At 40.9% G+C, this 13,760-nt stretch carries 11 protein-coding genes and 1 other annotated feature; of the genes, 7 read left to right on the top strand and 4 right to left on the bottom strand.

Annotated features, from left to right (window positions below):
- The first annotated feature begins 51 nt into the window (after nt 1–51).
- Nucleotides 52–1,116, top strand: coding sequence for a tetraprenyl-beta-curcumene synthase family protein (locus tag CR194_RS11865; protein WP_158282248.1), 1,065 nt, complete (start codon nt 52–54; stop codon nt 1,114–1,116).
- Nucleotides 1,117–1,160: 44 nt separating this feature from the next.
- Here the strand turns inward: CR194_RS11865 and CR194_RS11860 are convergent, their stop codons facing one another.
- Genes CR194_RS11860 through ltaE form a run of 3 tightly spaced genes read right to left on the bottom strand, consistent with a single transcriptional unit; the run spans nt 1,161 to nt 3,745 of the window.
- A complete protein-coding gene (locus tag CR194_RS11860) occupies nt 1,161–1,739 on the bottom strand; it encodes a tRNA (mnm(5)s(2)U34)-methyltransferase (protein WP_110609857.1) in 579 nt (192 codons plus the stop codon).
- Entirely contained in the window at nt 1,736–2,707 is a 972-nt protein-coding gene (locus tag CR194_RS11855; protein WP_110609856.1) for a TIGR01212 family radical SAM protein, read from the bottom strand. The genes CR194_RS11860 and CR194_RS11855 overlap by 4 nt, the downstream gene beginning before the upstream one ends.
- Before the next feature lie 3 nt (nt 2,708–2,710).
- Entirely contained in the window at nt 2,711–3,745 is a 1,035-nt protein-coding gene (ltaE, locus tag CR194_RS11850; protein WP_110609855.1) for a low-specificity L-threonine aldolase, read from the bottom strand.
- 166 nt (nt 3,746–3,911) lie between these two features.
- Between ltaE and CR194_RS11845 the strand changes: the two genes are divergently transcribed.
- Together CR194_RS11845 and leuS are read left to right on the top strand one after the other, a co-directional pair.
- On the top strand, nt 3,912–5,120 hold the full coding sequence (locus CR194_RS11845; protein WP_199228168.1) for an MDR family MFS transporter: 1,209 nt from the start codon (nt 3,912–3,914) through the stop codon (nt 5,118–5,120).
- A 208-nt stretch (nt 5,121–5,328) separates the two neighbouring features.
- Nucleotides 5,329–5,556, top strand: a binding site (T-box leader).
- Nucleotides 5,557–5,641: 85 nt separating this feature from the next.
- Complete coding sequence (gene leuS, locus CR194_RS11840) at nt 5,642–8,059, top strand: leucine--tRNA ligase (RefSeq protein WP_110609854.1); 2,418 nt, start codon at nt 5,642–5,644, stop codon at nt 8,057–8,059.
- A gap of 165 nt (nt 8,060–8,224) precedes the next feature.
- On the opposite strand, the gene CR194_RS11835 is transcribed toward leuS, so the two are convergent.
- Nucleotides 8,225–9,532, bottom strand: a complete 1,308-nt coding sequence (locus tag CR194_RS11835) for a BaiN/RdsA family NAD(P)/FAD-dependent oxidoreductase (RefSeq protein ID WP_269845715.1) — start codon at nt 9,530–9,532, stop codon at nt 8,225–8,227.
- Between the two features lie 319 nt (nt 9,533–9,851).
- On the opposite strand from CR194_RS11835, the gene CR194_RS11830 reads away from it, so the two are divergent.
- From CR194_RS11830 to CR194_RS11815, 4 genes are all read left to right on the top strand, one after another.
- The gene (locus CR194_RS11830; RefSeq protein ID WP_110609853.1) at nt 9,852–10,541 is read left to right on the top strand and encodes a hypothetical protein; all 690 of its coding nucleotides are present in this window, start codon (nt 9,852–9,854) and stop codon (nt 10,539–10,541) included.
- 90 nt (nt 10,542–10,631) lie between these two features.
- A complete protein-coding gene (gene proC / locus CR194_RS11825; protein WP_110609852.1) occupies nt 10,632–11,429 on the top strand; it encodes a pyrroline-5-carboxylate reductase in 798 nt (265 codons plus the stop codon).
- A 26-nt stretch (nt 11,430–11,455) separates the two neighbouring features.
- Nucleotides 11,456–11,857, top strand: a complete 402-nt coding sequence (locus tag CR194_RS11820) for a secondary thiamine-phosphate synthase enzyme YjbQ (RefSeq protein ID WP_110609851.1) — start codon at nt 11,456–11,458, stop codon at nt 11,855–11,857.
- A 274-nt stretch (nt 11,858–12,131) separates the two neighbouring features.
- Entirely contained in the window at nt 12,132–13,748 is a 1,617-nt protein-coding gene (locus tag CR194_RS11815) for a putative polysaccharide biosynthesis protein (RefSeq protein ID WP_110609850.1), read from the top strand.
- Nucleotides 13,749–13,760 lie beyond the last annotated feature (12 nt).

The following is a 13,760-nucleotide window of genomic DNA, read 5'->3' as shown; positions in this document are numbered from 1 at the left end:
TCGGCCAAAGACTCATCTATAACAGAGCGAACTTGAAAAAAGGAGTAAGTTGTGAGAATTCCAAAAACTTCATGGACGTTAATGTATAAAGTTTATAAACACGTAATACCTGTCGTTCACGAGTACTTGGCAGAGTGGAGAAAAAAAGCAGAAGAAATACCAAATGAAGAATTACGAACTCAAGCGCTGATGAGCATAGATTCAAAAACGTTCCACTGTGAAGGTGGAGCCATCTATGCCTTGCTTTCAGGGGATGGTTTTCGTGAAGTTGTCCGCTTCATTGTTGCTTACCAAACGATTAGTGACTATCTAGATAATTTGTGTGATCGTAGTACGTCGTTAGATCCGGCAGACTTTCGTGCTTTGCACGAATCTATGCCGGACGCCTTAACTGAAGGAGCAAAAGTGAGAGACTATTATCGGTTTCGAGATGAAAAAGATGATGGGGGCTATTTAACCTCTTTAGTAAAAACGTGTCAAGAGTGCATCGGACATTTTCCGTCCTACCCCGCTGTTCAACAAGAAACAGTCAAGTTGGCCAATTTATATAGTGATTTGCAAGTTCATAAACATGTGAAAGAGGAGGAGAGGGTTCCTAGGTTAACCACTTGGTTTGATCACCATAAACAAAGTGTCGGTCCGATGCGTTGGTACGAATTCTCGGCTAGCAGCGGTTCCACTCTTGGAATCTTTTGCTTAGCTTCTTATTCTGCAGGCAAACAGTCAATGACGCCAGAAGAGGCAATCGAAATTAAGAAAGGCTATTTCCCGTGGGTTCAAGGATTGCACATTTTGATGGATTATTTTATTGATCAGGAAGAAGATCGTGAAGAAGGTGATTTGAACTTCTGTTTTTATTACAAAAATGAAGAAGACATGCTCTCTAGAATGGAACACTTCTTTAAAGAAGCTGACAAATCTTTGCGACCTTTACCCGATTCATCTTTCCATAGGCTAATTAACAATGGGCTGATAGCTATTTATCTCGCGGATGATAAAGTTAAAAAGGATCCTGCTCTTAAGAAAAAGGGCAAAAGGCTGATCCGAAGTGGCGGAGCGTCCACACTATTTTTTTATTTAAACGGATGGATGTACCGGACAAAAAGCGGTACATAGAAACCAAACGAGCAGCTAGAGACTCTTCTAGCTGCTCGTTTGTGTTACGGTTTTCTTTTTTCTATGGCAATAATAAATGGAGGGTCGTTATGTTGGTTAGTAAAACGATACTCCAATACATGGAATTCATGCTGAGGTAGAGACTGGACAAAAGGAAGGAGGTTCTCTTTTTCGATTTTTCCTTCTTCATGGCCATAGTACACGACGAGCACGATAATTCCTTTTGGTTTTAGATGGATGAGTAACTGTTTAATCGCCTCGATCGTTGTTGCAGATGAAGTGACGACTGATTTATCACTTCCTGGTAAATAGCCGAGATTGAAGATGGCTCCGTCAATGTGCCCTTGGTGATCAGGAAGAAGATGATCACTTAGTGTTTCGTGCCCTTCCTGAATGAGGGTGACTCGCTCTTCTAATTGTTCTTGTTTCAATCGATCTTTTGTTGCGTTTATTGCCTGTTCTTGAATATCAAAGCTGTAAACGGTCCCTTTAGAGCCTACAAGTTTAGCTAAAAAAGCAGTGTCGTGACCGTTTCCAGCAGTGGCATCTACGGCCACCCCATTTAAGGGAACCGCTTTTTGAAGTGTTTCTCTTGCGAACGGGAGAACCCCAGCTAAATTCATGTGCGATGAACCTCCCCATTTTGTAGTGACGCTGAATAGTATTTTCCCTGCCAACTTCCACGTCGTTTCATTTCTGCGTCGATCGAATTGAGAACTTCCCATTTATTCAAACTCCACATCGGACCGATCATCAAATCAGCTGGACCATCCCCTGTTAATCGGTGAATTATCATGGAAGGAGGAATCACTTCCAATTGGTCACAGACGAGAGTGACGTAGTCATCTTTATTCATGAGATCGACAAGCCCTTTTTCATATTGTTTCACCATCGGTGTGCGTTTGAGAAGATGGAGAAGATGAATTTTGATCCCTTGCACATCGAGTTTGGCAACTTCTTTTGCTGTATCGAGCATCATTTGATGGTTTTCCTGTGGCAGGCCGTTAATGATATGAGAACAGATGCGAATATTGTGGCGCCTCAATTTATTGACACCTTCCAGATAGCATTGAAAATCGTGAGCGCGATTTATCAGCTCTCCTGTCCGATCATGAGCACTTTGAAGGCCAAGTTCAACCCAAAGATAAGTCCGTTCATTCAGTTCAGCTAAATAGTCTACCACATCGTCAGGGAGACAGTCAGGCCGAGTAGCAATGGCCAATCCCACCACGTCTTCCTGTTGTAAAATGGTTTCAAACATCTCCCGTAATTCAGATACTGGAGCATACGTATTGGTGTATGCCTGAAAATAGCCAATATACTTTCCTTTCTTCCACTTTCGGTGCATTTTGTCTTTGATCGTGTGAAACTGAGTGACGAGATCTTCTTTACGATCGCCGGCAAAATCTCCTGATCCCCGAACGCTACAAAATGTACAGCCGCCACTGGCTACATTTCCGTCCCGGTTAGGACAGTCAAACCCTCCATCGAGGGGGACTTTGAATATCTTTTCTCCGAATTGAGATTTCAAGTGATAGTTCCAAGTACGGTATCGTTTTTCTCCAAAAAGGAGCGGTGTTTCTTGTTGCATGTTCTAATCATCAGCCTTTCTACTACAGTCTTTGAGCTTTTCAATGACGGCGTCTATATCTTTCTTTGAAACATCTAAGTTTGTAGTAAAGCGAAGAGCTTCTGGTTTATATTGAATAATAGCAACATCTTTCTCATTCATGGCGTTTACCCATTCAGGGGCAGTCATTTTGGATTCATGAGTGTCAGCAACAATTATGTTTGTCTCAACTTCATGATTGACTGAAAGGTCTGTGTACGTATTAATTGCTTCAGCTAATCTCTTGGCTTGATCATGGTCTTCGGCTAATCTCTGAATATTCGATTTCAGCGCAAGTAAACCAGGTGCAGCCAATATACCCGCTTGTCTCAGACCGCCTCCGAGCATTTTACGCTTCTTTCTCGCTTTCTCAATAAATGTTTGCTCACCTGCGAGGATCGAGCCAACGGGCGCGCCTAATCCTTTTGATAAGCAAAATTGAACAGAGTCCACGTATTGAGCTATGTCTCGTACCGAAGTATTTGAAGCAACTGCCGCATTAAATAATCTTGCCCCGTCCATATGGACAGGAATACGAGATTGTTTAGCAAGAAGATGAACATCCTTTAAGTAAGTTTGATTGAGAACAGCTCCTCCACTGCGGTTATGCGTGTTCTCAAGCCAAATCAAGCCCGTTTCAGGATAATGAACATCATCTGCTCTGATCGCTTCCTTTAAAGTTTCCATCGAAATTTCCCCTCTTATGTGAGGCAATGTTCGAGATTGCACTCCGGCAAAGGCGGAGATGGCTGCCCCTTCATAAACAAAGACATGAGCATCTTCATCCATGATCGCTTCTTGACCAGGCCTAGTATGAGTAAGAATGGCGGCTTGGTTTCCTTGTGTGCCACTTGTGACAAATAAGGCGGCTTCTTTTCCAAGCAGTTCAGCAGCATAACGTTCCAGTTCGTTCACCGTAGGGTCTTCTCCATATACATCATCGCCAACATCTGCTTTAGCCATGACGTCCCTCATAATTTGACTGGGCTTTGTCACTGTATCACTTCGTAAATCAATCATCGCGATTACCCCTTTTTATCTGTTTTTCTCATCCTATCATAATACATCACGATCAAAAATGAGTTTAATTGTAAAAAAACAATGAATCTGAGAAGAGTAGATTGCTAAATTGACCAAGATCTACTACTATTTTAATTAGAGTAACGAAATAATAAGGGGGATTAATGTGCCCAAAGCGATTTGGATCTTAGTGATTGGTATGGCAATCAACGTGACTGGAGCCTCCTTTCTGTGGCCATTAAACACCATTTATATGAGTCAAGAACTAGGCCAGTCGTTAACTGTAGCCGGAAGTGTTTTGATGGTTAATGCGACTGCAGGGGTCATCGGTAATTTAATAGGTGGCAAACTATTCGATCGAATCGGAGGTTACAGGACGATTATGATCGGAGTGACAATTACAATTATTAGCGCATTTACATTAGCTGTCCTTCACGAATCGTTTCTTGCCTATGTGCTTTTATTGATTGGTCTTGGATTTGGGGCAGGGATGATGGTTCCCTGTATGTACGCTATGGCAGGAGCCGTATGGCCTGAAGGAGGTAGACGTCCATTTAATGCCATTTATGTAGCGCAAAATGTAGGCGTAGCAACAGGAGCTGCTATCGGTGGCTTTCTTGCTAGCTTTCGATTTGATTTTGTTTTTTTAGGTAATGGACTCATGTATTTAGGCTTTTTCGGTCTAGCGTTCTTCTTCTTTAGACATTTGCAAGTGGACGGGGCGCAGAGTTCGACGACGAATGTGTTTGAACAGGCAGAGAAGGTGGAGCACAAAAAAAGGTTTCACGCCCTGTTGCTCCTATGTTCAGGCTTTTTAATTTGCTGGATAGCTTATGCTCAATGGCCGTCAACCATTTCTGCTCACACGCAAGCCCTAGGTATTCCTCTTAGTTATTACAGCCTATTGTGGACGATTAATGGGGGAATGATTATTTTTTGCCAGCCGCTCATTAAATTTTTTATTAACCGATGGGTTCATTCATTAAAAGCACAGATTTATGTTGGGATAGGGATCTTTATGATTGCTTTTCTCGTTCTTGCCCAAGCAGAGGTATTTACTGCGTTCGTCGTTGCGATGATTATCTTAACTGTTGGTGAAATGTTCGTCTGGCCTGCAGTTCCGACTATTGCTTATCAGTTGGCACCAGAAGGGAAAGCAGGCTTTTATCAAGGAATCGTAAATAGTATAGGCACCGGTGGTAGATTAATTGGACCGCTTTTTGGCGGGATCATGGCGGATGTATTCGGAATGTCAGCACTCTTTTATACACTCGTTGTGTTATTTCTCATTCCGTTTGTCATGACAAAGATCTTCGACCGTGGCATTCCTCATCTTTCGTTTACAAGGGAAGATGCTAAAAAATCAGCTTCTTAGAAAAGAGGAAAAGCAAGCGGCTAATGATCACGATGATAGCAATACTTACTTATGGGTGATGAATGGGGGAACAGCATAATTATATTTCCCTTCATGAAAGTGAATAGGTATAAAAGTATGACAAATCGTCTATGATGTTCCTACAGTTTCTTGACAGTTCAAACATCCATGCATACAATAGCATATAATGAACACTATAAATTCGCGTGTAAAGATGGAGAAAAGGAATAGTAATGGTTGTCCATGTTTCAGAGAGTTAACGGTTGGTGAAAGTTAACCATGGCCCATCATGAACTCACCTTGGAGTTGCAAAAGGGAAGTTATTCTGTACCTTTTGACGTATAGCCTGCGTTACTGGCTTTGAGTGAGTACATGGAATAAATGTACTAAACGTGGGTGGTACCGCGGGAAGGATTATAAACCTCTCGTCCCTAGTGACAGCTAGAGACGGGAGGTTTTTTGCTTTTTAGCGTTACTGTGCTAAATTATAAAAATGAAAGAATACAAGGGAGGTTGTTGAATTGGCTTTTAACCATCAACAAATCGAAAAGAAGTGGCAACATTTTTGGGAAGAAAACAAGACATTTAAAACAACTGAAGATCCTTCTAAAAAGAAGTTTTATGCTTTAGATATGTTTCCTTATCCATCAGGAGCGGGACTTCATGTAGGACATCCAGAAGGATATACAGCGACAGATATTGTTTCACGGATGAAGAGAATGCAAGGGTACAACGTGCTTCATCCTATGGGATGGGATGCATTCGGGTTACCAGCAGAGCAATATGCGTTAGATACGGGAAAGCACCCGAGGGAATTTACTGAACTGAATATTAATAACTTCCGTCGGCAAATTAAAGCTCTTGGTTTCTCCTACGATTGGGATCGAGAAGTGAACACGACCGACCAGTCATATTATAAGTGGACACAATGGATCTTTCTTCAACTGTACAAAAAAGGTTTAGCGTATGTAGATGAAGTAGCAGTAAACTGGTGCCCTGCCCTCGGAACCGTTCTCGCTAATGAAGAGGTGATTGACGGAAAGAGTGAGCGGGGAGGACATCCGGTAGAGCGTCGTCCCATGAAGCAGTGGATGTTGAAAATCACTGCCTATGCCGACCGTCTTCTTGAAGACCTTGAAGAACTGGACTGGCCTGAGAGCATCAAAGATATGCAGCGCAATTGGATCGGTCGTTCTGAAGGAGCGGATGTTCATTTTACTCTTGAGAATTCAGGCAAGCAACTGACCGTGTTTACAACTCGCCCAGATACACTATTTGGGGCAACGTATCTTGTATTAGCGCCAGAACACTCTTTCGTTGACGAGATTACTTCTGATGACCGTAAAGCTGAAGTTCAAGCCTATCAAACGAAAGTGGCAACAAAAAGTGATCTAGAAAGAACAGAACTGGCTAAAGAAAAGACTGGAGTATTTACAGGAGGATATGCAATTCATCCTGTAACAGGTGAGAACATTCCTGTATGGATTGCCGATTATGTCCTCGTGAATTATGGAACAGGAGCAATTATGGCAGTTCCAGGTCATGACGAGCGTGATTATGAATTCGCAAAGACCTTTGATCTGCCGATCGTAGAAGTCGTTTCTGGTGGAGATGTATCTAAAGAAGCGTACGCTGGTGACGGACCTCACGTAAATTCCGACTTCCTAAATGGTTTGGAAAACGAAGAGGCTATTTCTAAGATGTGCGAATGGCTTGAAGAAAACAATAAAGGAACTCAACAAGTGACCTATCGTCTTCGCGATTGGCTCTTTAGTCGACAACGCTATTGGGGTGAACCTATTCCAATGATTCATTGGGAAGACGGAACGATGGAACCAGTACCTGAGGAGGAGTTGCCGCTAACACTTCCTGATATGGATGAGTTTAAACCATCAGGAACAGGTGAATCTCCATTGGCTAATAACGAAGATTGGCTCTATGTAACTGATCCGAAAACTGGTAAAAAGGGACGGCGTGAGACAAATACGATGCCACAATGGGCAGGTAGTTGCTGGTATTACTTACGATACATTGATCCGGATAATGATCACCAACTGGCCGATCCGAAGAAAATAGAACAGTGGCTTCCAGTAGATATCTATATTGGAGGAGCAGAGCACGCTGTATTACATTTACTATACGCACGTTTTTGGCATAAGGTCCTTTATGATATTGGCGTAGTCGGGACGAAAGAGCCTTTCCAAAAGCTGTATAACCAAGGAATGATTCTTGGTGAGAACAATGAGAAAATGAGTAAATCGAAAGGGAATGTTGTAAACCCTGATGACATTGTGGAATCCCACGGTGCGGATACTTTACGACTTTATGAGATGTTTATGGGTCCATTGGACGCGTCAATTGCCTGGAGCGAGAACGGATTAGACGGAGCCCGTCGTTTTCTTGACCGAGTATGGAGATTGATGATTAACGATGAGAACCAACTAAATCCATCGATTGTAGATGCCCAGGGGACTGACGAAATGACTCGGGTTTACCATAAGACAGTCAAGAAAGTTACCGAGGATTTTGAATCTCTTCGCTTTAACACAGGTATTTCTCAAATGATGGTCTTTGTAAATGAAGCTTATAAACAGGAGAAACTATCTAAAAGCCATTTAGAAGGATTCGTCAAATTACTGGCACCTGTAGCTCCTCATGTAAGTGAAGAACTTTGGAGCCATTTAGGTCATGCAGGGACATTGTCATACAGTACTTGGCCGGTATTTGATTCTTCATGGTTAGTGGAAAACGAAGTAGAAATAGTCGTTCAAGTGAACGGAAAAGTCCGTTCGAAATTAACCATAGCTAAAGACGCTAGTAAAGAGGATATGGAACAAGCAGCTGTGGATATTGATAAAGTAAAAGAAGAAATTGACGGAAAAACCGTTCGTAAAGTTATAGCTGTTCCAGGTAAACTGGTCAACATTGTAGCAAATTAATGATTTGGTAAGAAGCGATGAACTTCGCTAGTTGCGGGTTTAGCGACGTTCAGGGTGTCGATGGGTTTCTGAACGTCGTCAACATTCGAAGCTAACACCCTAAAAATAAAACAAACAAAAAAAGCCTGTGATCAGAGTAGCACTCCTCTGATCGCAGGCTTTCCTTTATTCTTTTTCAGAGGCTGCACTTCCTGCTGTGAAGCCAGTCGAAAATGCAACGGTTATATTATATCCCCCTGTATAACCGTGGAGGTCCAGTACTTCTCCACAGAAGAACAACCCTTTCATAAGCTTTGATTCCATTCGCTTCGGTTGAATTTCTTTCACACTGACACCGCCGCCTGTTACAAACGCTTTATCGATAGACAACGTCCCTGTAGCAGTGAGTGGAAAATTCTTCGTTAGATGTGATAGGGTGCGAAGCTGATCTTGAGAAAGTTCTGCAAATACTTTCAGAGAATCAATTTCAGCCATTCTAAGAAGAACGGGAATCATTCGTTCAGGAACAAAACCAGATAAAGCATTCTTAACGGCTTTTTTCGATTGATCTTTAAGAGTAGTCATAATCCTTTGAAAAAGTTCCTCTTGGTTTACTTCAGGAAAAAGATCAATGGACATGGGTACTTTATTTACTTTATGTTTTTTCTTCGCCTTCACTATATATTGACTGCAACGAAGCCCAATAGGTCCTGAAATGCCGAAGTGAGTGAAAATCATGTCTCCTTCATGGGCCTTAATTAATTTTCCTTTTTTAGGATCCATTACAGAGAGTCGAACCTCCCGTAGTGATAACCCTTGAAGCTCCTTCTTTTTTATAAATTCATCACTTAAAGTGATGGGTACTTCAGTAGGATATAGTTCAGTGATTGTATGTCCAGCTTTACGAGCCCAAGGATAACCATCCCCTGTGGAACCAGTGTGAGGGACAGACATCCCACCAACAGCGATGATCACTTTTGCTGCTTTAATAACCTCGTTATTACTAAGTTTAACACCTGAAACCACTTTGTTCTCCTCATCATAAAGGACATCTTTCACTTCAGTTTTAGTACGAATCTCCACGTTCAATGATCGGATACGATTAAGTAAAACTCTTACCACTTCAATCGCTTTATCATTCACAGGGAACATTCGGCCACGATCTTCTTCCTTCAACTGAATTCCGAGCCCTTCAAAGAAGGCAATAATATCTTCGTTATTAAAGATAGAAAAGGGACTGTACATAAATCTCCCGTTTCCAGGGATGTGTTTAATAATTTCCTCTATATCAGCTCTGTTTGTTACATTACAACGGCCGCCTCCAGAAATAGCAAGCTTTCTACCTAATTTGCTTCCTTTATCAATTAGTAGTACGTCAGCGCCGTTTTCAGCTGCAGCAACGGCAGCCATGAGCCCTGCCGGACCACCACCGATGATGATAACATCTTTCATTACAATGACCTCATTTCGTTTCAGTAAGCTTTTCAAATTCATGATCTTTCTTGATTCTACTTCGCGAGAGTATACATATTCAAGTGTTCTCATTAAATGTCCCTTCGTCGAAATCGTATTTACTAATTAATTAAGGATAAGTACTACACCTAAAAATGTAATAGAAACAGAAATTATCAGATAATATTACTAAAAACAGCGATTTCAACCCATTTCAATGCTTAAGAGTAACTGAGATCTTATAAGGTAACAAATCGTTCAATTTTTTTCGAAAAACTCTATTTTATTTCTGTTTTGAGTATGCTACACTGCTTGTGGGGAAAAAATATAAACTTAAAAATCGTGAAAGGAGGAGATGCACATGTTTCAACAATTGAAAAATAAGTTTGAAGCTAAACGTGCTGTTTGGAGTCAAGAAACGCAGCAGAGAATGACAGAATACGCTGAACTTGAAAGAAAAACAGCGCTTCTCGAAATGAAAAGAAATGAAAAGATGCAATCTTTAGTAAATACGGAGGTTGAGAAGTACCTGAGAACCGTTCATCCAACTTTTCTATTAAAACCGGATGTATCTCGTGCACTGTTGAACATGTTGCATGCTCGCTCTGAAGGTACGGTTAGCATCAATATTAATATGACTAAGGAAATGAGAAAAGCTTATTCTTTTTACCATAGTGAATTGAAGATCTTTTTAAATTTACTTGAGAGAAAAGGATATGTAATTGAGGGTAGCGAAGAAACATTCTTAAATACTTTCTTAACAAAACTACGAGAAAACAACTACAGGCTTTGTCTTGATATTTATGGAGACTTTGTCCCTGAAGGTGCAACCTTATTTGAAGCCTTTGACCGTTATTTCGATATCGTAGAAGATGATTACAAATATGAAAGTGGAAATGTAGACTTTTTCGCTTCTTATTTAAATCAGAAAAATATTGATTTTTCATGGACAAAAGGACGACTTAAGCGAAAACTTAAGCAATATGAGAAAGCAAACAAACATGAATTCAAACTCAAGCAGCTTGAACGTCGTCTAAGAGAAATTAGCTAAATGAAAGTCTACAAAAGAGCACCATACTCGGTGCTCTTTTGTTATTGCTCTGAAATCATGTTATGTTAAATATCGTGATAAAGGAGTTGAATGATGATGAAGACAAATATATTATTTATCGGTGCAGGAAGAATGGCCGAAGCAATTATTAATGGACTTTTATCAAATGAAAACCATGAGCATGCGATTACAGTAACTAATCAATCTGATGAAGCGAAATTAAACCGGTTGAAAGCCAACTATTCTGTTGATATCTCTTCAAATTGGAAAGAAGAGATGAACAAAAACGATGTGATTGTTTTAGCATCTCCCCCTCATACCCATGATAAATTATTGCGAGAACTTTCTCATGAAGTTCATGAGCAGTTTATTATAACGGTGGCAGCTGGTATTGATCCAACATACATGGAAGCGCGTCTTCCTAAAGGGACTCCAGTGGCGTGGATCATGCCAAATACAGGAGCTCAAATCGGCCAATCCATGTCGACGTTTGCTTGTGGTAATTACGTGGAACAAAAACATAGAGAGATACTTTCACAAGTCCTTTCCTCTATTGGAGCATCAGAAGAATTATCAGAGGAAAAAGTCCACGATTTAACAGCTATCACTGGAAGTGCACCGGCATTTGTTTATGCTTTTGCACAAGCACTGGAAGAAGCGGCAGTTTCATATGATGTGAGCCCAGAGCAAGCTAGAAAACTTGTCGTTCAAATGATGCAAGGGTCTGTCGCTATGCTGGAAAATGGCCACGATCCACAAGAATTAATGGATCAAGTAGCTTCTCCAGGAGGATCTACAGCTGAAGGGTTAAAGAAATTAACAGAAAATGAATTCTCTTCTATCATTAAACACGCTGTGAAGGCTACAAATGACCACGCTAGAGGATAGAACATCGTGATGAAGGAGGAAGTAGAATGTTGAAAAAGTTAGCCATTTCTACTGGTTCACGTGACGAAATGCAAGACATCACTAAAAAAGTTCAGCAAATCATAGATGAAAGTGAAGTAAGTGAAGGGGTAGCTTACGTTTACTGTGCCCACACCACAGGTGGAATTACCATAAATGAAAATGCAGATCCAGATGTGAAAACAGATATGATCATGCGTTTAAATGAGGTGTTTCCTTGGGACCATTCGCGTGATCGCCATGCAGAAGGGAATACTGCTTCCCATCTTAAAGCAAGTACAGTGGGTGCATCGCAAATGGTGATTATTGAAAAAGGTAGTCTGATTTTAGGAATGTGGCAAGGGATATACTTTTGTGAATTTGACGGACCTAGACAACGAAAAGTCTATGTGAAAGTGATCGAAGGGTAGGGAAATCTGCGATTCAGTCCAAAAGCTGAATCGCTTTTTTTGGGGTGCAGTTGTCCGTTAAATAACAAAATATGATAAAATGCTAGCAGTGTTTTAATTTTAAGATGAGCTTTGTAAGAACTTATGTTGTGATAGAATTCGTTTTTTCCGGAATTGGCCTCAGGGGTCATAATCGGTAGAGATGCAATAAGTGGCTGTATCAATTAACTCGAATGGACCACAATGAAAATCATGATAAGCAACATAACAGAGTCATCATATTAGGAGAAAAGATATGTCTGAAAACCAATTAATTCGAGGCACAATGATTTTAACCGCCAGTATTTTCATTTCCAAAATGCTAGGTCTCATTTACATATTCCCATTCACGGCTATTGTAGGACATGATGGACTGGCTCTATATGGATATGGTTATACTCCATATACGGTTCTCTTAAGTCTAGCCACACTAGGTGTCCCGCTAGCCGTATCGAAATTTGTATCAAAATATAACGCCTTAGGTGATTACAGAACAGGTCAGCGCTTATTAAAGTCAGGGCTTATTGTCATGTCGATCACTGGATTCGTTGCTTTTATAGCTTTGTTCTTTCTCGCAGGACCGATCGCTAACCAAGTATTGGATCCAGACAGTCTGGAAGGAAATTCTGTTTCAGATGCCGTCTTTACTATCAGAATGGTAAGTGTCGCATTAATTATTGTACCAATCATGGCTTTGATTCGCGGATACTTTCAAGGACATCAATCTATGGGCCCGACAGCGATATCCCAAGTCATTGAACAAATCATTCGGATCGTTTTCATTCTTGCGTTAACATACTTCATTATTGATGTCCTTGATGGAGAATTAGGTACGGCCGTTGGTTTCGCCACATTTGGTGCATTTGTTGGAGCGTTAGGCGGGCTCGCTGTTCTTCTATATTACTGGAAAAAGAGATGGACAGGCCTGCAAAAACAAATAGAGGAAAGTACTGTCGATCATCAAATTCCTCTTCCTAAAATGTATAAAGAATTATTTGCTTATGCTTTGCCGATTTCATTTGTCGGTTTATCCATCCCACTCTATCAAACCGTTGATTTATTATCTTTTAATGAAGCGATGATGGGTGCCGGTTTCTCTCAGGGGATCGCGGAAACATATTACGCTTCATTTACACAGGCATCTCACAAATTGATCTTGATCCCTGTAGCTGTTGCTACGGCAATGTCGCTCACTATTTTGCCTACGGTGACGAGTGCATTTATTAATCAAGAGACAGAAAGATTGCAACGAACGATCACACAGACGTATCAAATTATTTTCTTTTTAACCATCCCTGCTGCAGTAGGCCTGATGGTGTTAGCGGAGCCTTCTTATGCGGCGTTATTCGGAATGGATGATTTTGTGATCGGATCGGAAGTCCTTCGATCTTATGCGCCTGTAGCCGTGGCTTTTTCCATTTTCGCGGTCACCGCATCTTTATTGCAAGGCATCAATAGACAAAAATATGCAGTCATTGCTCTAACGGCTGGGTTGCTTTTTAAAGCAATTTTTAACGGAATCTTCATATCATTGTTTGAAGCACAAGGAGCCGTGCTAGCCACTGGGATCGGCTACCTTATTGCCATAACAATTAACGTGTGGGCCATAGGGAAATTTGCTTCATACAATTATAGTTTTATTTTTAAACGACTATTACTTATTTGCTCCTTTTCCATCGTTATGGCGATCGTGGTTGCTTTTCTAAGTTATGGTTTTCAGCAACTCATCCCATTAGAAAGTCGATGGAATGCTATGTTCATTCTCGTCATTACCATTTTGTCAGGAGCTATCGTTTATATGAATATGAGTATTCGCTCAGGTTTGGCAGGGCAGATTTTGGGTCACCGCTTTGATTTTTTAAAAAAGGAATAAAATAAAAAAGAT

This window comes from Salipaludibacillus keqinensis (genome assembly GCF_003226325.1).
Taxonomy (GTDB): domain Bacteria; phylum Bacillota; class Bacilli; order Bacillales; family Salisediminibacteriaceae; genus Salipaludibacillus; species Salipaludibacillus keqinensis.
This window is presented reverse-complemented; position numbering and strand designations above follow the sequence as displayed.